Consider the following 20,539-nt stretch of genomic DNA (forward strand, 5'->3'; position numbering starts at 1 on the left):
GGCGCTCACCCCGCTTTCGAGGCCAGCAGGGCGGCGATGTCGCGGATGGTGTCCAGGTGCTCCTTGTCCGCCTCGTGGGCCTCCAGCACGATGCCGTAGCGCTCCTCGAAGTGCAGCACCATCTTGAGCGTGGCGATGGAGTCGATGATGCCGCCGCTGATCAGCGGCAGGTCGTCGGTGAGATCGTCCGGGTTCTCCCCCGGCAGGAATTCGTCGAGGATGTACTGCTTCACTTCGCGGGCGAAATCGATGCCGGTTTCCATGCTCTGGGCTCTCCTCACTGTTGGCCGCGGGCCTGCGCCGCAGGCCGGAAAACGGTGTCACGCGTCGCCTGCAGGCCGGCGAAGAGCCGCTCGGCCACCAGGCGGTGCGCATAGGCGTTGGGGTGGTCGTCCCAGGGCGCGAGGCGGATGCTTTCGATGGGGTGCTCGCGGTAGACGTCGGTGAAATCGAGGACGGTGAAGCCGGCCGCGGCGGCGATGGCCAGCGTCTCCGGCGTTTCCTCCTGCCAGGCGCCCTCCCGCGCCTGGGGCAGGAAGACCAGCACGGTGGACAGGCCGCGCTCCCGCGCCTGGCCGGCGATGCGGCCATACACCCGGGTGAGCACCTCGGTGCCGTGGGGGGCGAGCTGGCGGCGCGCGGTGGTTTCGTCCATGCCCTGTGTGACGCCCGCGCGGCGCACGATCTCGGCCAGTTCGGGGTAGGGAATGGGGATGCCCTTGTGCGCCACCTCGGCAAGGTAGGCCACGGCGCGGGTGATCTCGCGCCCGGTGGCCACGTAGAACACCGCGTCCGGCGCCAGGGCCAGCGCGCGCTCCATGGCGGCGAGCTGCTGCGGCGGCTGGTAGCCGGGCACGCCTAGGTTGAGCAACTCGTAGCGGGCGAAGCCCTGGCCGGCCCATTCCCGGTTCAGCCGCTCTTCCACGAGGGCCTCGAAGGTCTCCCCGTCGCCCACGCCCCAGCCCATCACCGAGGAGGCGCCCAGCACCGCGGCGCGGAAGGTGCCGGGGGCCGGCAGCGGCTCGTAGTCCTGGTCGCGCATGCCGTGGCGGTTGATGGAAATGGTGCCGAAACGGGTGGAGCGCACGAAGTTCGGGATCAGCTCGGTCTGCACGAAGCCGCCGACGAAGTGCTTGAGGTTGGAATTGTCCACGTCCAGCCAGTTCTTCGGCTTGTTCATGTAGACCTCCCAGAGCTGGGAGTTGAAGCGGTCCACCGAGAGCAGGCTCTCGTAATAGCCCCGTTCCAGCCGGGCGGTGTCGAGCCGGCTCAACTGGCCGGAGCGCAGCGAATGCACGAAGGTCGCCACCTGGGTGCCGAAGCGGGAATGCAGGTCTTCCACGCTCACCGCGACCAGCGCCACCATGGACGCCAGCGTCGCCAGGCGGGTGCGCTGCCAGGCGCGTTCGTTCTGCGCCGAGCCGCGCACGTTGCGCAGGGAGTCCCCCGGAATGCTGCCGATGACGACGACCGCCAGGATGAGGGCCGGGAAGATCAGCACCTGCGGGGTGTAGCGGCCGCCCAGGGCGCCCCACATGGCGAACCAGCCCTGCAGCGACTCGGCGGTCCAGAACGACCACAGCACGCAGATGAACCAGAAGGTGGCGTAGGTCTTGCCGATCAGCACGGCGGTGTCGCGCCAGCTCCGCGCGGCCGGCTTGCCCAGGCTGCGGGTGCGTCCGTGCTTCATCTCGTAGAGGGAGTTGGCCACCACCAGCACGCCCAGGATGGCCCAGAACAGCATGTCCTGCAGCACCAGCAGCGCAGTGCCCCGCAGCCAGAACCACTGCCAGGCGTGCAGGAACCAGGTCATCAGGAACACGTACAGGGTGGCGATCACCAGCGCCTTCTCCGTCCCCAGCTTGCGCAGCCTGAACACCGCGGGGTAGTAGAAGACCTTCTGCATGAAGTCCTTCCAGTAGATGTTGATGCGGCGCCAGAAGTCCGTGAAGCTCGACGCCAGCAGGAAGCGGTTGTGGGTTTCCGGCAGGCGGAAGCCGAAGAGATACAGCATGCCGATGATGAGGTGGAACAGGCCCGACACCCGCAGGTAGAGCAGGAAGTTGCTCACCAGGTACTGGGTGAGCTGGGCCGGGTCGGCCACCTCGTGGGGGGCCAGGGTCAGGTAGTAGTAGACGATGCGGTAGAGGATCAGGTGGGTGACCCCGCGCACCATCCATTCGATGCCGGTCTGGTAGATGCGGTAGGCGTCGTCGTCGAAGTAGTTGCGCCGGAAGGTCTTGTAGTCCACCACCGGAAACAGCGGAAAGCACGCGTTCGGCAGCATGAAGAAGTAGGCCAGCGGCTGGGCGGGCGTGGCGGGCGTGTTGTCGTGGCGCAGGTCGTAGAAATAGACGATGAGGCGGAACATGAACATCGCGCCCAGGATGGGCCAGATGGCGTCCGACCAGGGGAAGGGCAGGTGGCCGGCGCGCTGCAGGGCGAGCACCGCGGCGGCGCCCAGCAGCAGCACGCCGCGCCAGACGAAGGGCAGGGGCAGGTGGCAGATGCCGATCAGCAGCAGGCCCAGGCCCACCAGCCAGGCGGCGTTCTGCGGCCCCATGACGACGCCGATGCCGGCCAGGGAGAGCAGGGCGAAGAAGGGCAGGCGCCAGCGCAGCGGCAGCAGGGCATGCAGCGCGAAGCCGGCGAAGGCCAGCGTGGCGAGGCGGAGGAAGGCGCCGGATTCGATCTGGAACTGGCGCAGCAGCACCAGCAGCAGGCCGAGCTGGGCCAGCACGACGAGGTAGTCCACGAGGCCGATGCGGCCTTGCAGTGGTGCTTCATCGGGCTTGCGGCCGGAGACACCGGCCACGGCAATCACGCTCATCGCGTCCTCCCCGCGTAATCGTGCTCGATTCCCTGCCTGCTGCCGTGCAAAAAAAACCGGCCCCGGGAGGTCGGTTCTTCTTGCTCTTCTCCAGTATGGTCAGCGACCTGTGGAAGACAAGGACGAATGCGGGCGATCGCGACGAATGTCACAAATCCCAATGTCATGCCGCGGTGCGGCGGCGCGGCTACGGAGTCTGCGGTGCGCGCGAGCGCCTGACCGACTCGGTGAAGGCCAGCGCGTCGGGCAGGAATTCGAGGCAATCGGCCTCGAAGCCGGCGTAGTCCCGCACCAGTTCCCCGGCCGAGCCGGCCAGCGGGTTGGGGCGGCGCAGGCGGTATGCGGCCATGCGGTCGAGCGCCAGGGCGACGTTGTCGATGTCGCGGTAGCTCGCCAGCCAGTCGTGCGCCGCCATGCGCTCGAACACCGGCAGAAAGGCCGGCGGCAGCGGTTCCGGGTGGGTGGCGATGAGGCGGTAGGTGCGGGTGGTGAAGGCGGTCAGCGAGCGCTCCAGCCCCAGCGCAGCGCCGAAGCGCTCCCAGTGCCGGGCGAGGAAGTGGTCGTAGAACAGATCGACCATGATGCCGCCCACCCGCCGGCGCTCCGCGCTGACGCGGGCACGGCTGCGGCGGAAGGCGGGATGGGTGTCGGCGTAGCTGTCGATGCGCCGGTGCAGGACGACGCCGGCCGCGAGCGCGGCGCCCATGCCGGGCGGCAGCGGATCGAGCGGCCCCTTGACGAAATCGCCGATCACGCCGCCGACGCGGTCGGCGGGGAGCGGGCCGGCGAGGAAGGCGTGGGCGAGATAATTCACGGAGTGGCGGACCTTGCGGGGGCGTTTCGCCGCGGCTGGGCTATAAAGCAGGCATGGCCGGCGGGGCCGCGGTCCCGCCGGAGGCGAACGATCAATGCAGGCAACGCGGGAGAGCACACATGAGCTGGATCGTATCCTTGATCATAGGCGGCATCGTCGGCTGGCTGGCGAGCATCATCATGAAGACCAATGCGCAGATGGGCCTCATCGCCAACGTGCTGGTCGGCGTGTTCGGTGCGGCGATCGGTTTCTGGATCGCCGATGCGCTCGGCCTGATGGTGGCGGGCGGTGTGCTGCGTTTCGGGGTGGCGCTGGGCGGCGCGGTGCTGCTGATCTTCATCCTGCGCAAGCTGGGCTTCTTCCGCTAGCCGGCCCGCGCGCGGCCTTACATCCCGAGCGACTTCAGCAGTTCGTCGTGGTCTTCCGCGCCCGCCGGGGTTGCGGCGGCGGGCTGCTGGCGGGCGCCGGCCTGTTCGATCAGCGCGTCGGGGTCCGGCGCTTCCTGGGCCTCGAAGTCGTGGAGCTTGATGAACTCCGTGCGGTCGATGGCCAGTTCCAGGTAGAAGATGTTGTTGCGCCCGGTGTAGAAGGTGACGCGGCGGGTTTCCGGCCGGTCGAGATGGGTATCCACGCTGAGCACCACCTGCTTGGCCAGCGCCAGCATCTTGGGCTGGTTCTGCGTGATGTGGGTCTGCAGTTCGCGCGCCACCTTGCCGGTGAAGTCGCCGACGATCTGGTTCATCAGCTCGCCCATGACGTTGCCCACTTCGTCCGAGGTGTAAGAGCTGGCGAGGTCCGTGCGGGACATGCCCATGTTGAGCATGTAGGTCTCGTACAGCTCCATCGCGGCCGGGGCGGAGAAGTTGATCACCACCAGGCCGGAGAAGCCGCCGTCGAACAGCACGAAGCAGCCGATGTCCGGCTTGAGGCTGGTCTTGGTGATGCGCTGGACCATGCCGGAATAACGCACTTCGCCGCCGGTGGCGATGTTCAGCACCCTGGCTACCGAGTTGCACAGGCTGCGCAGGATGTCTTCGGTGCCGAATACGGCCGGGTTGTCTTGGGTGCTCATGGTCGTGGGATGTCCGTGGGGAAAGTGCGGGCCCATGTATAGCACAGAGCCCGCCCTGCGCGGAGGGGCGGCTAGCGCAGGAAGGGCGCCCCGGCCGTGAGCCTCGTCACGATGTCCGCGTACCAGGCGCAGTTCAGCCCCAGTGCCTCGTCTATCGTCAGGTCGCGCTTGCCCACGTCGAGCCGGGCGGAATGGACGCCGAGCAGCAGCCAGGGCAGATCGCCCAGGCCGTCCGTGCCGGCGGGGGCGCGCATGACGACCGGCGCGCCGCTCGTGCCGCGGTGCGTGCGCGCGTCGGTCAGGAAATAGCCCTGGCCCTGGAAACGCAGGCCGAAGGAGGAGGCGATGACCGCCTGGCGCACGACGGGCAGGTGATGCAGGGTGTCGTGGAAGCCCAGCGGGAATCCCACCACCAGGACCGAGGTTCCGACCTCGATGAGGCGGAAGTCCTCCGGTAGATGCGCCGGGGTGAAGGCGCGAAACACCGCATTCGCGGGAAGTGCGCGACGGTCGATCTCGATGGCCGCGACATCCACGTCGCCCGCGCTGTCCTGCCCGTGGAGCCACAGGCTCAGCCCATCGTGGAACAGCGGAATGGAGAAGCCGGTGGACTGCCCGAAATCGTTCGGATCGGTGTGCACTTCGATTTCCAGGCGATCCGGGAAGTGGCCGCTGGGCTCGTCCTGAAGCACGTGGCGGCTGGTGACGAGGAACAGGCGCTCGTCGCGCAGGAAGAAGAAGCCGCTGGCGTTCGTGAGGCCGGTATTGCCCCGGAAGGTGCCCACCGGGACGGTGCTCAGGAGGATGGATTCAAGCATGGAAGACGGACGGCTCCGGTCGGACTGCACTGCCACGGCCGACGGGGGCCACGGACACCGTTTCAATGTAGCACGCGCTGCCTGCGGGGCTCCCGGCGCACGCTACATGCCGAGCAGGTTGCGCACGGCGAGGCCTTCCCCCGCGAGCTGGGCGAGGAGTTCGCGCTGGTGGTCGAAATCGCGCGTCTCCATCTGCAGGATCACCTCGGTCATGCCCACCGGCACGTGCAGTTCGCCGCGGCGGTGCTCCACGTGGCGGATGTTCATGCCCAGCCCGGCCACGTTGCGGATCAGCCGCAGCAACTGGCCCGGTGCGTCGCTGATGGTGACCGCCACGCTCATCAGCCGGCCGCTGGACGCCAGGCCGTAGTCGATGGAGCGGCCGACCAGGGTCATGTCCACATTGCCGCCGGAGATCACGCACACCGCGCGCTCGCCGGCGCCGAGGGCAATCTTTCTCTGCATCAGCGCGGCCAGCCCGACCACGCCGGCGCCTTCGCCTATGGTGCGGGTGCGTTCGAGCAGGGTGACGATGGCTTCCGCGATGGCGTTGTCGTCCACGGTGACGATCTGGTCCACGTATTGCGCGATCACCCGGCGGGTGAGCTCTCCGGGGCGCTTGACCTTGATGCCGTCGGCGATGGTATGCGCGCCGGGCGGCACGTCCTCCAGGAAACCGTCGGTGAGGTAGTGCCGGTACGGGGCGACCGCCTCCGTCTGCACGCCGACGATGCGGATCGCCGGATTCTGCAGCTTGAGCGCCAGCGCGATGCCGGCGATGAGCCCGCCGCCGCCCAGGGGCACGACGGCCAGCGTCAGGTCCGGGGCGTCCTCCAGCATCTCCAGGCCGCAACTGGCCTGGCCGGCGATCACGTCCCAGTCGTCGTAGGGGTGGAGGAAGGCCAGGCCGTCGGCGGCGGCGATGCGGCGGGCCTCGTCGGCGGCCTGCTCCAGGTTCTCGCCCACCAGGCGCACGTCCGCGCCGAGCTTGCGGCAGGCCTGCAGCTTGGTGAGCGGGGCGTTGACGGGCATCACCACCACCGCGCGCAGCCCGGCCAGCGCCGCGGCGCGTGCGACGCCCTGGGCGTGGTTGCCGGCCGAGGCGGCGATCACGCCCGGCGGGCGGCCGGCGGCGAGCAGGCGGTCGATCTTGTGCGTGGCGCCGCGAATCTTGAACGAGCCGGTGCGCTGCAGGTTCTCCAGCTTGAACCGCAGCGGCACGCCGAGCTCATCGGAAAGCGGGTCATTGTGCCACTGGGCGGTGCGGATCACCGCGTCGGCGATGCGGGCGCGCGCCTGCCGCAGGGCGGGGAGGTCGAGGGGAATCGGGGCGGTCATGGAAGGTCCTCGGACCGGCAGGGGAATGCGCCGATGCTGGCATCCGGCGCGCGATGCGGAAATTGGGGCCTGCCCGCATGGAGCGCGGCGGGCTCCAAAAGAAGAAAGCCGCCCGCGGGCGGCTTTCCGGGTACTGCGCGGGGCACCGGCTCAGCGGTAGCCGGCGCGGTCGAAGATGCGCTGGGCTTCGGCCACGGAGGCGGACAGCCGGGTCATCGGCAGGGTGTCCACCTTGAAGCTGCCCAGCTTTTCCAGGGCGGGGTTGTTCACCTTGGTGGTGGGCACGGCCGGCCATTCGTTGTTGCCGTCGGCGAAGTAGATCTGCGCCTCGTCCGAAGCCAGGTATTCGAGGAACTTCACCGCGGCTTCCTTGTTGGGCGAGTACTTCAGCATGCCGGCGCCGGACACGTTGATGTGGGTACCGGTGGTCTTCTGGTTGGGCCACACGAAGCTCACCGCTTCCGCCGCCTTCTGGTCCTGCGGGCGCGGGGAGTTCATCAGGCGGGCGAAGTAGTAGCTGTTGGCGATCGCCACGCCGCATTCGCCGGCCGCCACCGCGAGGATCTGGTCGGTGTCGCCGCCGCGCGGGCTGCGCGCGAAGTTGGCCACCAGGCCGCGCGCCCACTGTTCGGTCTTCTCGGCGCCGTTGTGCTCGATCAGCGCGGCACCCAGGGACAGGTTGTAGGGATGGCTGCCGGAGCGGGTGCACACCTTGCCCTTCAGCGCCGGGTCGGCCAGGTCTTCGTAGTTCTGCACCTGTTCGGCCTTGACCAGGTCCTTGTTGAACAGGATCACGCGGGCGCGGGTGGAAAAGGCGATCCAGGTGTCGGTGCGCAGGTGCGCGGGGATGCGCTCTTCCAGCACGGCGGACTTGACCGGGGCGAACAGGCCCAGGTCGTCGGCCTTGGCCAGGCGGGAGGCATCCACGGTGATCAGGATGTCGGCCGGGCTGTTGGCGCCCTCGTTGCGCAGGCGTTCGATCAGCTCGTCTTCGCGGGCCTCGATGCGGTTGATCTTGATGCCGGTCTGCTTGGTGAAGTTGCCGTACAGCGCCTCGTCGGTCTGGTAGTGGCGGGCGGAGTAGATGTTCAGCTCCTGCGCCTGCACGGCCGGGGAAGCGAGGCCGATGGCGGCGAGGAGGGAGGTGGCGACTGCCTTCTTGATCATTTTGGGCTGCCTTCTCTAAACGTGGAAAGAACACTTTCAATACTAACGATACGAATTCGCAGTTGCAAATCATTCGTATTGGAGCTAATGTTATTGAAAATCATTCTCAAACAGGAGAAATGCATGGACGCACTGATCGTAGGCGCCGACCGCCTGGGGAACATCCCCGAAGTACTGCAGCAGTTCGGCATCCGCATCGCGGCCCACGTGAGCGGGCGCGACTCCACCCACCAGCGCCGCAGCGCGCCGCTGCCGGCCGGCATCCAGGTGGTGATCCTGTTCACCGACTTCCTCGGCCACAACGTGATGCAGCGCTTCCGCGAGGCGGCCAGCCGCGAGGGGGTGATGTTCGTCTGTTGCCGCCGCTCGGTGTGCGCGCTGCAGGAGGCGCTGGGTCGGCGCATGAGCGAGGACGATTGCGGGGGCTGCGGCGGCAAGGACGGCTGCAAGCGCAAGAAGCACTGAACCGCCCGGGCTGCCGCCCGAACCTCCGCCGGCGACGGGCGTCAGCGGATGTCGGGCAGGCCGGAGGGCAGGCTGTCCTCGAACACGAGGCGGCGCGCGCCGTTGAAGCGCTTCGTCCAGTAACGCGTGGCCATGCTTTCCACGCGCACCCTGCCGCCCCGCGCGGGGGCATGCAGGAACTGGTCGTCGCCCACGTAGATGCCCACGTGGGAGAAGTTGCGCCGCCGCGTATTGAAGAACACCAGATCGCCGGGCCTGAGTTGATTGCGCTCGACGTGGCTGCCCAGGCCGGCCATCTCGCGCGCGGTGCGCGGCAGTTGCAGGCCGAGGGCGTTGCGGAACACGTTCTGCACCAGGCCGCTGCAGTCCAGCCCGGTCGCGGGCGAGGTGCCGCCGAAGCGGTAGGGGACGCCGAGATAGCTCCGACCCTGGTTCACCAGCTCCTGCGCGGTGCTGCCGCTGCCGACCATCAGGCTGCCGCCGGCCTGCGGCGCGGCAGGCGGCTCGCTGCCATGGGCCGCCGGGGAGGCGGCGCAGGCGAGCGCGAGGAGGGCGATCAGGAGCGGGCGGGAATACATTGCGCGGAATATACGCATCCGCGGACCGGCTGTAAACCCTTGAAAACGGAGCGGAATCCAGATCTTCAGGTGGGCGAGGGGAACTGCCGCCGGGTGCGTTCCAGTTCGGCCAGCGCCCGGGCGCTGCCGATCCCTTGAACGGTGGCGCGGCCCTGCAGGGCGATGAAGAGCTGGGCGATGGCCCAGGCGTCCCCCAGGGCGTGGTGGCGCTGGAAGGTTTCGATGTCGAAGGCCTTCATCCACTGCGCGAGCCGCAGCGGCCCGTCCGGGCCCGTGTCGAACACCGCCGGGAGCAGCCACAGCAGGTCCAGCCACACTGGTTCGGGTTCGACGCCCAGCCATTGCGCCCAGGCGCGCTCCAGCGTGACACGGTTGAAGCCGGCGTTGAACACCACCAGCGGCGCTTTGCCGCAGAATTCCAGCAATCCGCCCAGGGCGGCGGCCGGGTCCGGGTCCAGCGGCGCGTAATAGCTGTGCCGGGGATCGATGACGCCGCCGTCGATGGCGATGGCGCCCACCGCGAGCAGCCGGTCGCTTTCCAGGTCCAGTCCGGTGGCCTCGGTGTTGACCACCACGTAGCGGGTGTCGAAGTGGGGCCGTCCCAGGTCCGGCGCGGGCAGCGCCTGCCAGCGCGCCAATGCCTCGCGCACGGCGGGATCGTGCGCGGCGGATTCCGGGCGGCCGGGGCGGAGGCGGTCGAGCCAGCTCATAGCTGATAGTCCAGCCGCAGGCGCGTCTGCAGCTTGCGCGCCTGGCGGAAGGCTTCCTTGAGGATGCGGCGGTCGAGCTCGTTGAGCGTGTCGGGATTGACCTTGTTGTCGCCCGGCGCGTCGTGGCGGGTTTCCAGGTGCTGGGCGCGCAGGCGCAGCAACTGGATGAAGTGGAAGCCGTCCACGATGGCGGCCACCTCGTCGGCGGGAATGCCCATCCTGACCCCCGACTGGCGCAGCCGCTGCACGGTGCCGCTGGCGCCGATGCCGGTGCGCAGCGCGAAGATGCGCGCCGCGTCCACGAACAGGCGCGCGCCGGATTTCTTCAGGTCCACGGTGCCGTCCTCTTCCAGCACGAAGTCGCGCAGGCGCCCCAGCGGCGGGGCGACCTGCAGGGCATTGCCCGCCATCAGGCGCTGGAATGCGGAGTTGGCGCGGGCGGTCTTGTTGAGCCACACGCGCAACTGGTCACCCAGGCGCTGGTTGCCGTAGAGCACGCGGAAGTCGAAGAAGATGGAGGCGTTGAGCAGGGCCTGCGGGTCGGGCTCGCTGATCCACTTGCCGAAGCGGTGCCGCCATTCCTCGGGCGTCAGGCACAGCTCGGGGTTGCTCGCCATGATGTTGCCCTTGCACAGCGGGAAGCCGCAGGCGGCCAGATCGTCGTTCACGTCGCGGGCGAACTCCAGCAGGCGCAGCTTGAGGGGTTCCTTTTCCACCAGTTCGGGGCAGACGAAGATCAGGCCGTTGTCCTGGTCGGTGGACAGGGTCTGCTCGTGGCGGCCTTCGGAGCCGAAGGCGAGCCAGGCGTAGTCGATGCCGTAGAGGTCGTGGCGCTCCAGCGCCAGGGCGATGATGCGATGGGTCAGGGCATCGTTCAGCGCCGAGATGAAGCGGGTGAGTTGCTCCGCGCCGATGCCCTGGGCGATCAGGTTGAGGGCCAGTTCGCGGATGTCGGTGGCGGCGCGCTGCAGGGCCTCGATGTCGGCCGCCCCCTCGATGCTGGCGCGCACCTGGCGCAGGCTGATGCGCTGCAGGCTGAAGAGGTCGCGTTCGGAGACCACGCCGGTCAGCTTGCCTTCGCCATCGACCACGAGAAGGTGGCGCACGCCGTGGGTGGCCATCTCCAGCGCGGCGTCGTAGGCCGAGGCGGTGGCCGGCAGCGTGCGCGGGGCGAGGGTCATGACCTCCTCGATGGGGCGGGCGAGGTCGAAGGCGGGCAGCACCACGCGCGGCAGCAGGTCGCTCTGGGTGAGGACGCCCATCGGGTGCTGGGCTTCGTCGGCCACCACGATGCAGCCGATGCGCAGTTCGGCCATCTTCTCCAGCGCGGCGCGGGTGGAGGTGTCGGGCGTGACCCACACCGGCGCCTGCTTGATCAGGTTGCCCAGCGGCGTGGTCATGGTCTGCTGCTCGGCGGCGCGCTGGGCGAAGGTGGTCTGCAGCTGCTGGCGCGACTGGTTGAGCAGGCTGGCGATGTATTGCGTGCAGAACAGGTGGAAGACCGGGCTGATGCGCATCAGCGTCATGAAGTCGTCCACGCCGAGCTGGAACACGAAGCTGTCTTCCTCCGCCACGTAGGCGTTGGTGGAGGGGCGCTGGGCGGAGATGGCACCGATGGGGAAGCATTCGCCCGGCCCCATGGTCAGGGTGGAGTATTCGGTGACCTTGGCCGGTCCGCTCTGGCGTGCCTGCACCTTGCCCCGCTGGATGATGTGGAAGTGGCGCGGCTGGCCCATCTCGGGGGTGAGGATCTCGCTGCCGCGGGGGTGGAAGGCCAGCACCGCGCGCTCGGCGAGAAAGGCCAGCGCCTCCGGTTCCATGCGGTCGAAGGGCGAGAAACGCTTGAGGAAGTCCGAACTGGCGCCGACCAGCAGTTCGGGAGCGGTGTGGGTCATGGGCACGCGATCCGCGGAGAAAACGTGTCATTATCCAGCATCTGCCGTGCCGGCGGGCGGTTCGCCGGCGCGGCGCGGTTCAAGGCGTTCGGCGGCAAATCCTTCGGCGGGGCAACATGATCGGCGTATCCATTCCGGGTTACGGAAGTTTCGAACTGAGGCACGTGGTCACCGACTACAACGGCACCCTCGCCGTGGACGGCGTGCTGATCGACGGCGTGGCGGCCGCCCTGCGTTCCCTCGCGGAGCGGGTGGAGATCCACGTCATCACCGCCGACACCTTCGGCCTGGCGCAGGCGCAACTGGCCGGCCTGCCCGTGACGCTGACCATCACGCCGCCGGAGAACCAGGCCGAGGCCAAGCTCGATTACGTGCGCGGGCTGGGGGCGTCCGGCGTGGTGGCGATCGGCAACGGGCGCAACGACCGCAAGATGCTGGAGAGCGCCGCCATCGGCATCGCCCTGGTGCAGAAGGAGGGTGCCTCCGCCGAGACCCTGCGCAGCGCCGACGTGGTGAGTGCCGGCATTCTCGACGCCCTCGATCTGCTGCGCCACACGGACAGGCTCAAGGCGACCCTGCGCTCCTGACGGCGGGGCTGCGCCGTGGACAGGGCCGTCGTGGGCGGCCTTGGCCGCGATGGGGCCGCATCGCGGGCAAGCCCGCTCCCACAGGGGAGAAGATCGCCGCGCTACAGCACTTCGGCCGCGTGGTCTGCGAGGCGCGAGCGTTCGCCGCGCTGCAGGGTGATGTGCCCCGAATGCGGCCAGCCCTTGAAGCGGTCCACCGCGAAGGTGAGGCCGGAGCTGCCTTCGGTGAGGTAGGGCGTGTCGATCTGCGCGATGTTGCCCAGGCACACCACCTTGGTGCCGGGGCCGGCGCGGGTGATCAGGGTCTTCATCTGCTTGGGCGTGAGGTTCTGCGCCTCGTCGATGATGAGGAACTTGTTGATGAAGGTGCGCCCGCGCATGAAGTTCAGGCTCTTGATCTTGATGCGGCTGCGGATCAGGTCCCGCGTGGCGGCGCGTCCCCATTCGCCGCCCTCGCCGGTGGTGCCGTTGAGCACGTCCAGGTTGTCTTCCAGCGCACCCATCCACGGCGCCATCTTCTCTTCCTCGGTGCCGGGCAGGAAGCCGATGTCCTCGCCCACCGGCACGGTGACGCGGGTCATGATGATCTCGGAGTAGCGCTTGGTCTCCAGCACCTGGGTGAGGCCGGAGGCCAGCGTCAGCAGGGTCTTGCCGGTGCCGGCCTGGCCGAGCAGGGTGACGAAGTCGATGTCTGGGTTCATCAGCAGGTTGAGCGCGAAGTTCTGCTCCCGGTTACGCGCGGTGATGCCCCAGATGTTGTTCTTGTGGTGCGAGTAGTCGGTGAGCGTCTGCAGCACGGCGGTGCGCCCGGACTGCTCGGTCACCCAGGCCTGCAGCGCGTTCTCGCCGTCCTGGTAGACGAACTCGTTGATCAGCAGATCGGTGGCCAGCGGGCCTTTCACGCGATACCAGGTGTGGCCGTCCTCCTTCCACGACTCCATGCCTTTGGCGTGGGTCTCCCAGAAGTCGGCGGGCAGTTCGCGGGTGCCGGTGTAGAGGAGGTCGGTGTCCTCCAGCACCTTGTCGTTGAAGTAGTCCTGCGCCTCCAGGCCCAGCGCGCGGGCCTTGATGCGCATGTTGATGTCCTTGGAGACGAGGATCACCGGCCGGCCCGGATGACGGTCGGCCAGGTGCATGACCACCGCCAGGATCTGGTTGTCGCCCTTGGCGGTAGGCAGGGCCTCCGGCAGCTCGACCCGGATCGCCTCCGTCTGCAGGAAGAGCTTGCCGCTGGCAAGCCCGCGGGAAGGCCCTTCCAGGGGGATGCCGTTGTGCATGTCCTCCGGCGAGGAGGTGACGATCTCGTCCATGGTGCGGCTGGCCTGGCGCGCGTTGCGCGCCACTTCGCTCATGCCTTTCTTGTTGTTGTCCAGTTCCTCCAGGGTCATGATGGGCACGTACAGATCGTGCTCTTCGAAGCGGAACAGGCTGGTGGGGTCGTGCATCAGCACGTTGGTGTCGAGGACGAACAGCTTGGTGGCGGGCTTGGACTTGGTGCTGCGGGTGACGCGCTTGGTCATCGGGCGGCTCGCTGGAGGAGTTGGTCGGCTGCGGGGGCGGTTCTTACAGGCTGCGGACGAAATCGAGCACTTCCTGGGCGTGGCCGGGCACCTTCACGCCACGCCACTCGCGGGCGAGGCTGCCGTCGGCCGCGAACACGAAGGTGCTGCGCTCGATGCCGCGCACCTGCTTGCCGTACATGTTCTTCATCTTGATCACGCCGAAGCCCTCGCACAGGGCCTGGTCGGCATCGGAGAGGAGCTCGAAGGGCAGTTCCAGCTTGGCCTTGAAGTTTTCATGGGACTTGAGGCTGTCCCGGCTGATGCCGAACACCTTGCAGCCGGCCGCGGCGAACTCGCCGTGCAGGGCGCCGAAGTCCCTGGTCTCGTTGGTACACCCCGGGGTGTTGTCCTTGGGGTAGAAGTAAAGCACGGCCTTGGCACCTTTCAGGCCCTGCAGCGCGACCTGCTGGCCGCCGGTGGCGGGCAGGGTAAGAGCGGGAAGATTCATGGAGCCTCCGTGGGGACGATTGCACCGAGCGTAGCGGAGGAGGGGCAGCGCTGACAATCGCGGCGGCGTGACGGCCCGTGCCGGGTTGCTCAGCCCGCGGCGTCGAACAGCAGCGCGGCCACCACCTGGCGCCCTTCGCCGGCCAGGATGTTGTAGGTGCGGCAGGCGGCGGCCAGATCCATGACCTCGAAGCCCATGCCGGCCTCGATCAGCGGGCGCAGCAGCGCCGGGGCGGGGAAGCGCTGGCGGGCGCCGGTGCCGATGATGACCACCTGCGCCCCCAGTTCACGCACCGCAACAAAATCGTCGGCGGTGAGCCCGGCGAAGCCGCCGCGCGCCCAGCCGGGTTCGATGCGCTCCGGGGTGACGAGCAGGTTGCCGTCGTGGCGGACCTTGTTGATCAGCACGTGGTCGGTGCCGTAGCCGGTGAAGATGTTGACGTGGGCGAGCGATTCGGTATGGAGCTTCATGGCGGGTTCTGCAGTGGGGTGGAGCGCTGCCGGCGGGCGGGGAAAAGCCCGCGCCGGGCAAATTGCCGCGCTGCGGCAGGGGGGCTAAGATAACGCTCTTTGCTTCGCAGAAACGATGCAAACGCGAGTTCCGCGGCGGTTCCAGCGGACGATACGACGAGGACGACGGAAATGAAAGCGGCGAAACCCCTGAACCTGGCAGTGGCCCCCAGCGAGGACGTCAAGGCCGAGTCCGCCGCCCGTCCGGTCCGCAAGTCCGCCAAGCTCGCCGACGTATGCTACGACATCCGCGGCCCGGTGCTCACCCGCGCCAGGCAGATGGAGGACGAAGGGCACAAGATCATCAAGCTGAACATCGGCAACCTGGCCGCGTTCGGCTTCGACTCGCCCGAAGAAATCCAGATGGACATGATCCGCAACCTGCCCAATTCGGCGGGCTACTCGGACTCCAAGGGCATCTTCGCGGCGCGCAAGGCGGTGATGCACTACACCCAGCAGAAGCACATCAAGGGTGTGGACATCGAGGACATCTACATCGGCAACGGCGTCTCCGAGCTGATCGTGATGGCGATGAACGCGCTGCTCAACGCCGGCGACGAGGTGCTGGTGCCCGCCCCCGACTACCCTCTGTGGACCGCGGCGGTCAGCCTGTCGGGCGGCAAGCCGGTGCATTACCTGTGCGACGAGTCCAAGGGCTGGCTGCCGGACATCGCCGACATGCGTGCGAAGATCAACCGCAACACGCGCGCCATCGTGGTGATCAACCCCAACAACCCCACCGGCGCGCTCTACCCGGACGAGCTGCTGCAGGAGATCGTCCAACTCGCCCGCGAGCACGACCTGATCCTGTACGCCGACGAGGTGTACGACAAGGTGCTCTACGACGGCGTCACCCACACCTCGCTGGCTTCCCTGTCGGAGGACGTGCTGACCATCGTCTTCAACGGCCTGTCGAAGAACTACCGCTCCTGTGGTTACCGCGCCGGCTGGATGGTGGTGTGCGGCGACAAGCGCCACGCCCAGGACTACATCGAAGGCCTCAACATGCTGGCCTCCATGCGCCTGTGCGCCAACGTGCCCGGCCAGTACGCCATCCAGACCGCGCTGGGCGGCTACCAGAGCATCGACGACCTGGTGGCCGAGGGCGGGCGCATGCGCCGCCAGCGCGACCTGGCCTGGGAGCTGATCAGCGCGATTCCGGGCGTGAGCTGCGTGAAACCCAAGGCCACGCTGTACATGTTCCCGCGCCTGGACCCCGAGGTGTATCCCATCGAGGACGACCAGGCCTTCATCGCCGAACTGCTGGAAGAGGAGCGCGTGCTGCTGGTGCAGGGCACCGGCTTCAACTGGCCGCACCCGGACCACTTCCGCCTGGTCTTCCTGCCCCACGAGGACGACCTGCGCGACGCCATCGGGCGCATCGCCCGCTTCCTGGAGCACTACCGCAAGCGCCACGGCACCGTGGCCTGAGTCCTTCCCCTCCACCCATTCAACGACGACACGGAAACACTCTGCATGAAACCGATCAACGTAGGCCTGCTGGGCATCGGCACCGTCGGCGGCGGCACCTTCAACGTTCTCAAGCGCAACGAAGAGGAAATCACCCGGCGCGCCGGGCGGCCGATCCGCATCACCACGGTGGCCGACAAGAACCTGGAGCATGCCCGCAAGGTGACCGGTGGCGCCGTCAAGGTGACGGACGACGCCTTCGCAGTGGTGGCCGACCCCGAGATCGACATCGTCGTCGAACTGATCGGCGGCTACGGCGTGGCCAGGGAACTGGTGCTGAAGGCCATCGAGAACGGCAAGCACGTGGTCACCGCCAACAAGGCGCTGCTGGCCGTGCATGGCAACGAGATCTTCGCCGCGGCGCAGAAGAAGGGCGTCATGGTGGCCTTCGAGGCCGCGGTGGCGGGCGGCATCCCCATCATCAAGGCGCTGCGCGAGGGCCTGACCGCCAACCGCATCCAGTGGCTGGCCGGCATCATCAACGGCACGACGAACTTCATCCTGTCCGAGATGCGCGACAAGGGCCTGCCCTTCGCCGACGTGCTCAAGGAAGCCCAGGCCCTGGGCTATGCCGAGTCCGACCCCACCTTCGACATCGAGGGTGTGGACGCCGCGCACAAGGCCACGATCATGAGCGCGATCGCCTTCGGCATCCCGATGCAGTTCGACAAGGCCCACGTCGAAGGCATCACCAAGCTGGAGTCGGCCGACATCACCTACGCCGAACAGCTCGGCTACCGCATCAAGCTGCTGGGTATCGCGCGGCGCCGCGACAACGGCGTGGAACTGCGCGTCCATCCCACGCTGATCCCGGCCAAGCGCCTGATCGCCAACGTGGAAGGGGCCATGAACGCGGTGCTGGTGCAGGGTGACGCCGTGGGTGCGACGCTGTACTACGGCAAGGGTGCCGGCGCCGAGCCGACCGCCTCCGCCGTGATCGCCGACCTGGTGGACATCACGCGCCTGCACACCGCCGACCCGGAGCACCGGGTGCCGCACCTTGCCTTCCAGCCCGACCAGGTGCAGGACATCGCCGTGCTGCCCATCGACGAGGTCATCACCTCCTACTACCTGCGCATGCGGGTGGAGGACAAGCCGGGCGTGCTGGCGGACATCACCCGCATCCTGGCCGACAGCGACATCTCCATCGACGCCATGATCCAGAAGGAACCGGGCGAGGGCGAGGCGCAGACCGACATCATCATGCTGACCCACCAGACCGTGGAGAAGAACGCCAACGCCGCGATCGCCAGGATCGAGGCGCTGCCGGTGGTGTGCGGCAAGGTCACCCGCCTGCGCCTGGAAAACCTGCAGTAAGCCGTGCAGCATCCCTGGGGCCGCCCGCCGTGGCGGCCCGCATTCGTATACGAGGATTGCCCGTGAAGTACGTCTCCACCCGCGGCCACGCCGGCCGTCCCGAATTCTGCGACATCCTGCTGGGCGGCCTGGCGCCGGACGGCGGCCTCTACCTGCCGGAAACCTACCCGCGGGTGAGCCGCGCCGAGCTGGACGCCTGGCGCAAGCTCTCCTACGCTGAACTGGCGTTCGAAATCCTGTCGAAATTCATCACCGACATCCCGCCCGCAGACCTCAAGGCCATCTGCGACAAGACCTACACCGCCCAGGTGTATCGCCACGCCCGCCCCGGCGACGACGCGGCCCAGATCACCCCGGTGCACTGGCTGGAGAAGGGCCGGCTGGGCCTGCTGGAACTGTCCAACGGCCCCACGCTGGCCTTCAAGGACATGGCCATGCAGTTGCTCGGCAACCTGTTCGAGTACGTGCTGGACAAGCGCGGGGAGACCATCAACATCCTCGGCGCCACCTCCGGCGACACCGGCTCCGCGGCCGAATACGCCATGCGGGGCAAGCACGGCGTGCGCGTGTTCATGCTCTCGCCCCACGGGCTGATGAGTCCTTTCCAGCGCGCGCAGATGTATTCGCTGCAGGACGACAACATCCATAACATCGCCGTCACCGGCATGTTCGACGACGCCCAGGACATCGTGAAGGCGGTCTCCAACGACGCCGCCTTCAAGGCGAAGTACAAGATCGGCGCGGTCAATTCCATCAACTGGGCGCGGGTGGCGGCCCAGGTCGTCTACTACTTCAAGGGCTACTTCGGCGCCACGGAATCCAGCGACCAGCAGGTCGCGTTCTGTGTGCCCTCGGGCAATTTCGGCAACATCTGCGCCGGCCACATCGCGCGCATGATGGGGCTGCCGGTGGCGAAGCTGATCCTCGCCACCAACGAGAACGACGTGCTGGACGAGTTCTTCCGCACCGGCGTGTACCGCCCGCGCAAGGCCGCCGAAACCCGTGTGACCTCCAGCCCGTCCATGGACATCTCCAAGGCCTCGAACTTCGAGCGCTTCGCCTTCGATCTGGTCGGCCGCGACCCGAAGAAGGTCGCCGCCCTGTGGGCCGAGGTGGACGCCGGGCGCGCCTTCGATCTGTCCGGCACGCCGGAATTCGCCCGCCTCGGGGAGTTCGCCTTCGTCTCCGGCGCGAGCAGCCACGCTGACCGCCTTGCCACCATCCGCCAGGTGTACGAGCAGTACGGCGTGACGCTGGACACCCACACCGCCGACGGCATGAAGGTGGCCTGGGACCACGCCGCCGGCCTGCCCGCGGGCGTGCCGCTGCTGGTGCTGGAGACCGCGCTGCCGGTGAAGTTCGCCGAAACCATCCGCGAGGCCCTGGGCCACGAGCCGGAGCGCCCGGCAGACCTGGAAGGCATCGAGAAGCTGCCCCAGCGCGTGGAAGTCATGGCGCCGGACGTGGAAGCGGTCAAGCGCTTCATCGTCGAGCGCGTGTAAGCCCTAGGGCGCGGGATCGGGCCTGAAGCCGAAGCGCGCCGGCAGTTCGGCGCTGCGCACCGGTTGCAGGCGATGGCCGCGCCACAGTGCGGCCTGGCTGGCGTCGCCCTGCATCAGTGCCAGGAGTGTTTCTTCACCGACTGGGCTGCCGTCGCTGTCCTGTAGTGCGGCGAGAAAGTCCGGCAGATCCAGATCGTGCAGCAGGGCGGGGCCGGCGTCGGTGTCGAGCACGATGCAGCCATCCTCGTCCATCAGCGGCGCACCGCGCAAGCGGGCGCTGCGGCCGGTGTGGGTAGCGAGGCTGCCGTCGGGAGCCAGGCGCACCACCCACGGCAGGTAGTCCAGCGCCACGAAGACCCGCTGCGGGCCGTTGTCCACCAGCCAGTTGCCGGCCTCGTCCGCGCGGTAGCGGGTATTCAGGAAGGCGGCGAGGCCGGCGTGCGTCACCCGCTCGCCCTTGAGCCGCCAGTGGCCGCGCCGGTCCAGGGACAGCCAGCCGTAGCAGGCCGGCACATCGGGCCAGGGTTGCAGCGGGTGGGCGAGTTCGCCGTCCATGGCCCGGCTGCGGGTGACTCAGCCTTCGATGTGGCGCAGGGAGAGGTCCAGCGCTCGCACGTCCTTGGTCAGGCCGCCCACGGAGATACGGTCCACGCCCGTCTCCGCGATCGCCCGCACCGTCTCCAGGTTCACCCCGCCCGAGGCTTCCAGCTCGGCCCGGCCGGCGTTGATGGAGACCGCCTCGCGCATTTCCTCCAGGCCCATGTTGTCGAGCAGGACCATGGTCACGCCGGCGTCGAGCGCTTCGCGCAACTGGTCCAGCTTTTCCACCTCGACCTGGATGAAGACGTTGGAGGGGGCGATGGCACGGGCGCGCTCCACCACCTGGCGGATGCCGCCGGCGGCGATGATGTGGTTCTCCTTGATCAGGATGCCGTCGTACAGGCCGATGCGGTGGTTGGTGCCGCCGCCCACCGCCACCGCGTACTTCTGCGCCAGGCGCAGGCCGGGCAGGGTCTTGCGGGTGTCGACGATCCTGGCCTGGGTGCCGGCCACCGCGTCCACGAAGCGGCGGGTGACGGTGGCAGTGCCGGAAAGCAGTTGCAGGAAGTTCAGCGCGGTGCGCTCGGCGGTGAGCAGGGTGCGGGCGTCGGCGTCCACGTCGCACAACGGCTGTCCGGGTTCCACGCGCTCGCCGTCGCGCACGTGCCACAGCACGTTGGCGGCGGGGCTGAGGGTGAGAAAGGTGGCGTCGAACCAGGCGGTGCCACACACCACCGCGTCCTCCCGCGAGATCACGCGGCCGTGGGCGAGGGTGTCGGCGGGAATCAGCCGGGCGGTCAGATCGCCGGTGCCCACGTCCTCGGCGAGGGAGGCGGCCACGGAGCGCTGGATTTCGATGCGGAGCTGTGCGGAGAGGGTCATGTCGGTATTCGCCTGCGCTAGGGTGGGCCGATTCT

At 68.1% G+C, this 20,539-nt stretch carries 21 protein-coding genes; 6 read left to right on the forward strand and 15 right to left on the reverse strand.

Annotated elements, in window-relative coordinates; translation table 11 throughout:
• Window positions 1–5 precede the first annotated feature (5 nt).
• The 3 genes from E6O51_RS06990 to E6O51_RS07000 all read right to left on the reverse strand — a co-directional run bounded on the left by E6O51_RS06990 (window position 6) and on the right by E6O51_RS07000 (window position 3,644).
• The gene (locus tag E6O51_RS06990) at window positions 6–263 is read right to left on the reverse strand and encodes an acyl carrier protein (protein ID WP_136384250.1); all 258 of its coding nucleotides are present in this window, start codon (window positions 261–263) and stop codon (window positions 6–8) included.
• A 14-nt stretch (window positions 264–277) separates the two neighbouring features.
• On the reverse strand, window positions 278–2,830 hold the full coding sequence (locus tag E6O51_RS21820) for a hypothetical protein (RefSeq protein ID WP_168735209.1): 2,553 nt from the start codon (window positions 2,828–2,830) through the stop codon (window positions 278–280).
• A 187-nt stretch (window positions 2,831–3,017) separates the two neighbouring features.
• Window positions 3,018–3,644, reverse strand: coding sequence for an acyl carrier protein phosphodiesterase (locus E6O51_RS07000; protein ID WP_136384251.1), 627 nt, complete (start codon window positions 3,642–3,644; stop codon window positions 3,018–3,020).
• A gap of 119 nt (window positions 3,645–3,763) precedes the next feature.
• On the opposite strand from E6O51_RS07000, the gene E6O51_RS07005 reads away from it, so the two are divergent.
• Window positions 3,764–4,012: a GlsB/YeaQ/YmgE family stress response membrane protein gene (locus E6O51_RS07005; RefSeq protein ID WP_136384252.1), complete on the forward strand. Its 249-nt coding sequence runs from the start codon at window positions 3,764–3,766 to the stop codon at window positions 4,010–4,012.
• Window positions 4,013–4,029: 17 nt separating this feature from the next.
• Here E6O51_RS07005 and E6O51_RS07010 read toward each other — a convergent pair whose 3' ends face one another.
• From E6O51_RS07010 to E6O51_RS07025, 4 genes are all read right to left on the reverse strand, one after another.
• Window positions 4,030–4,716, reverse strand: a complete 687-nt coding sequence (locus E6O51_RS07010; protein WP_136384253.1) for a DUF3334 family protein — start codon at window positions 4,714–4,716, stop codon at window positions 4,030–4,032.
• 71 nt (window positions 4,717–4,787) lie between these two features.
• Window positions 4,788–5,534 (reverse strand): S1 family peptidase, encoded by a 747-nt coding sequence (locus tag E6O51_RS07015; RefSeq protein WP_136384254.1) that lies wholly within the window; start codon window positions 5,532–5,534, stop codon window positions 4,788–4,790.
• 102 nt (window positions 5,535–5,636) lie between these two features.
• Complete coding sequence (ilvA, locus tag E6O51_RS07020; RefSeq protein WP_136384255.1) at window positions 5,637–6,872, reverse strand: threonine ammonia-lyase; 1,236 nt, start codon at window positions 6,870–6,872, stop codon at window positions 5,637–5,639.
• A 150-nt stretch (window positions 6,873–7,022) separates the two neighbouring features.
• Window positions 7,023–8,039: a Fe(3+) ABC transporter substrate-binding protein gene (locus E6O51_RS07025; protein ID WP_136384256.1), complete on the reverse strand. Its 1,017-nt coding sequence runs from the start codon at window positions 8,037–8,039 to the stop codon at window positions 7,023–7,025.
• 123 nt (window positions 8,040–8,162) lie between these two features.
• On the opposite strand from E6O51_RS07025, the gene E6O51_RS07030 reads away from it, so the two are divergent.
• Complete coding sequence (locus tag E6O51_RS07030; protein WP_136384257.1) at window positions 8,163–8,504, forward strand: DUF2325 domain-containing protein; 342 nt, start codon at window positions 8,163–8,165, stop codon at window positions 8,502–8,504.
• Between the two features lie 41 nt (window positions 8,505–8,545).
• Here the strand turns inward: E6O51_RS07030 and E6O51_RS07035 are convergent, their stop codons facing one another.
• The 3 genes from E6O51_RS07035 to E6O51_RS07045 all read right to left on the reverse strand — a co-directional run bounded on the left by E6O51_RS07035 (window position 8,546) and on the right by E6O51_RS07045 (window position 11,687).
• Window positions 8,546–9,082 carry a C40 family peptidase gene (locus E6O51_RS07035; RefSeq protein WP_136384258.1) on the reverse strand — a complete coding sequence of 179 codons (537 nt, stop codon included), beginning with the start codon at window positions 9,080–9,082 and terminating at the stop codon, window positions 8,546–8,548.
• A gap of 65 nt (window positions 9,083–9,147) precedes the next feature.
• Window positions 9,148–9,792: a 3'-5' exonuclease gene (locus tag E6O51_RS07040; RefSeq protein ID WP_136384259.1), complete on the reverse strand. Its 645-nt coding sequence runs from the start codon at window positions 9,790–9,792 to the stop codon at window positions 9,148–9,150.
• A complete protein-coding gene (locus E6O51_RS07045) occupies window positions 9,789–11,687 on the reverse strand; it encodes a DUF294 nucleotidyltransferase-like domain-containing protein (RefSeq protein ID WP_136384260.1) in 1,899 nt (632 codons plus the stop codon). Before E6O51_RS07045 ends, E6O51_RS07040 begins: the two co-directional genes overlap by 4 nt.
• 116 nt (window positions 11,688–11,803) lie before the next feature.
• Here E6O51_RS07045 and E6O51_RS07050 point away from each other — a divergent pair, with 116 nt between their 5' ends.
• Window positions 11,804–12,274, forward strand: coding sequence for an HAD family hydrolase (locus E6O51_RS07050; RefSeq protein WP_136384261.1), 471 nt, complete (start codon window positions 11,804–11,806; stop codon window positions 12,272–12,274).
• A gap of 101 nt (window positions 12,275–12,375) precedes the next feature.
• On the opposite strand, the gene E6O51_RS07055 is transcribed toward E6O51_RS07050, so the two are convergent.
• The 3 genes from E6O51_RS07055 to E6O51_RS07065 form a co-directional block, all read right to left on the reverse strand.
• A complete protein-coding gene (locus E6O51_RS07055) occupies window positions 12,376–13,794 on the reverse strand; it encodes a PhoH family protein (RefSeq protein ID WP_136384262.1) in 1,419 nt (472 codons plus the stop codon).
• 43 nt (window positions 13,795–13,837) lie between these two features.
• On the reverse strand, window positions 13,838–14,284 hold the full coding sequence (locus tag E6O51_RS07060) for a peroxiredoxin (RefSeq protein ID WP_136384263.1): 447 nt from the start codon (window positions 14,282–14,284) through the stop codon (window positions 13,838–13,840).
• A gap of 89 nt (window positions 14,285–14,373) precedes the next feature.
• Window positions 14,374–14,754 carry an Mth938-like domain-containing protein gene (locus E6O51_RS07065; RefSeq protein WP_136384264.1) on the reverse strand — a complete coding sequence of 127 codons (381 nt, stop codon included), beginning with the start codon at window positions 14,752–14,754 and terminating at the stop codon, window positions 14,374–14,376.
• Between the two features lie 171 nt (window positions 14,755–14,925).
• On the opposite strand from E6O51_RS07065, the gene E6O51_RS07070 reads away from it, so the two are divergent.
• The 3 genes from E6O51_RS07070 (at window position 14,926) to thrC (ending at window position 19,082) form a co-directional block, all read left to right on the forward strand.
• A complete protein-coding gene (locus E6O51_RS07070; protein ID WP_136384265.1) occupies window positions 14,926–16,224 on the forward strand; it encodes a pyridoxal phosphate-dependent aminotransferase in 1,299 nt (432 codons plus the stop codon).
• A gap of 45 nt (window positions 16,225–16,269) precedes the next feature.
• Window positions 16,270–17,580: a homoserine dehydrogenase gene (locus E6O51_RS07075; protein WP_136384266.1), complete on the forward strand. Its 1,311-nt coding sequence runs from the start codon at window positions 16,270–16,272 to the stop codon at window positions 17,578–17,580.
• Window positions 17,581–17,642: 62 nt separating this feature from the next.
• The gene (thrC, locus tag E6O51_RS07080) at window positions 17,643–19,082 is read left to right on the forward strand and encodes a threonine synthase (protein WP_136384267.1); all 1,440 of its coding nucleotides are present in this window, start codon (window positions 17,643–17,645) and stop codon (window positions 19,080–19,082) included.
• Between the two features lie 3 nt (window positions 19,083–19,085).
• Here thrC and E6O51_RS07085 read toward each other — a convergent pair whose 3' ends face one another.
• Window positions 19,086–19,637: a DUF2946 family protein gene (locus E6O51_RS07085; RefSeq protein WP_136384268.1), complete on the reverse strand. Its 552-nt coding sequence runs from the start codon at window positions 19,635–19,637 to the stop codon at window positions 19,086–19,088.
• Window positions 19,638–19,655: 18 nt separating this feature from the next.
• Entirely contained in the window at window positions 19,656–20,504 is an 849-nt protein-coding gene (gene nadC / locus E6O51_RS07090; RefSeq protein ID WP_136384269.1) for a carboxylating nicotinate-nucleotide diphosphorylase, read from the reverse strand.
• Window positions 20,505–20,539: the final 35 nt, after the last annotated feature.

This window comes from Pseudothauera rhizosphaerae (genome assembly GCF_004801305.1).
Classification (GTDB): domain Bacteria; phylum Pseudomonadota; class Gammaproteobacteria; order Burkholderiales; family Rhodocyclaceae; genus Pseudothauera; species Pseudothauera rhizosphaerae.

Bases quoted from the DNA above. Each gene is read 5' to 3' on its own strand.
- ilvA (WP_136384255.1), bottom strand. From the start codon at position 6,872: ATGACCGCCCCGATTCCCCTCGACCTCCCCGCCCTGCGGCAGGCGCGC.
- E6O51_RS07035 (WP_136384258.1), bottom strand. From the start codon at position 9,082: ATGTATTCCCGCCCGCTCCTGATCGCCCTCCTCGCGCTCGCCTGCGCC.
- E6O51_RS07060 (WP_136384263.1), bottom strand. From the start codon at position 14,284: ATGAATCTTCCCGCTCTTACCCTGCCCGCCACCGGCGGCCAGCAGGTC.
- E6O51_RS07005 (WP_136384252.1), top strand. From the start codon at position 3,764: ATGAGCTGGATCGTATCCTTGATCATAGGCGGCATCGTCGGCTGGCTG.
- E6O51_RS06990 (WP_136384250.1), bottom strand. From the start codon at position 263: ATGGAAACCGGCATCGATTTCGCCCGCGAAGTGAAGCAGTACATCCTC.
- E6O51_RS07050 (WP_136384261.1), top strand. From the start codon at position 11,804: ATGATCGGCGTATCCATTCCGGGTTACGGAAGTTTCGAACTGAGGCAC.
- E6O51_RS07085 (WP_136384268.1), bottom strand. From the start codon at position 19,637: ATGGACGGCGAACTCGCCCACCCGCTGCAACCCTGGCCCGATGTGCCG.
- E6O51_RS07010 (WP_136384253.1), bottom strand. From the start codon at position 4,716: ATGAGCACCCAAGACAACCCGGCCGTATTCGGCACCGAAGACATCCTG.
- E6O51_RS21820 (WP_168735209.1), bottom strand. From the start codon at position 2,830: ATGAGCGTGATTGCCGTGGCCGGTGTCTCCGGCCGCAAGCCCGATGAA.
- nadC (WP_136384269.1), bottom strand. From the start codon at position 20,504: ATGACCCTCTCCGCACAGCTCCGCATCGAAATCCAGCGCTCCGTGGCC.
- E6O51_RS07025 (WP_136384256.1), bottom strand. From the start codon at position 8,039: ATGATCAAGAAGGCAGTCGCCACCTCCCTCCTCGCCGCCATCGGCCTC.
- E6O51_RS07045 (WP_136384260.1), bottom strand. From the start codon at position 11,687: ATGACCCACACCGCTCCCGAACTGCTGGTCGGCGCCAGTTCGGACTTC.
- E6O51_RS07065 (WP_136384264.1), bottom strand. From the start codon at position 14,754: ATGAAGCTCCATACCGAATCGCTCGCCCACGTCAACATCTTCACCGGC.
- E6O51_RS07040 (WP_136384259.1), bottom strand. From the start codon at position 9,792: ATGAGCTGGCTCGACCGCCTCCGCCCCGGCCGCCCGGAATCCGCCGCG.
- E6O51_RS07055 (WP_136384262.1), bottom strand. From the start codon at position 13,794: ATGACCAAGCGCGTCACCCGCAGCACCAAGTCCAAGCCCGCCACCAAG.
- E6O51_RS07030 (WP_136384257.1), top strand. From the start codon at position 8,163: ATGGACGCACTGATCGTAGGCGCCGACCGCCTGGGGAACATCCCCGAA.
- E6O51_RS07015 (WP_136384254.1), bottom strand. From the start codon at position 5,534: ATGCTTGAATCCATCCTCCTGAGCACCGTCCCGGTGGGCACCTTCCGG.
- E6O51_RS07070 (WP_136384265.1), top strand. From the start codon at position 14,926: ATGAAAGCGGCGAAACCCCTGAACCTGGCAGTGGCCCCCAGCGAGGAC.
- E6O51_RS07075 (WP_136384266.1), top strand. From the start codon at position 16,270: ATGAAACCGATCAACGTAGGCCTGCTGGGCATCGGCACCGTCGGCGGC.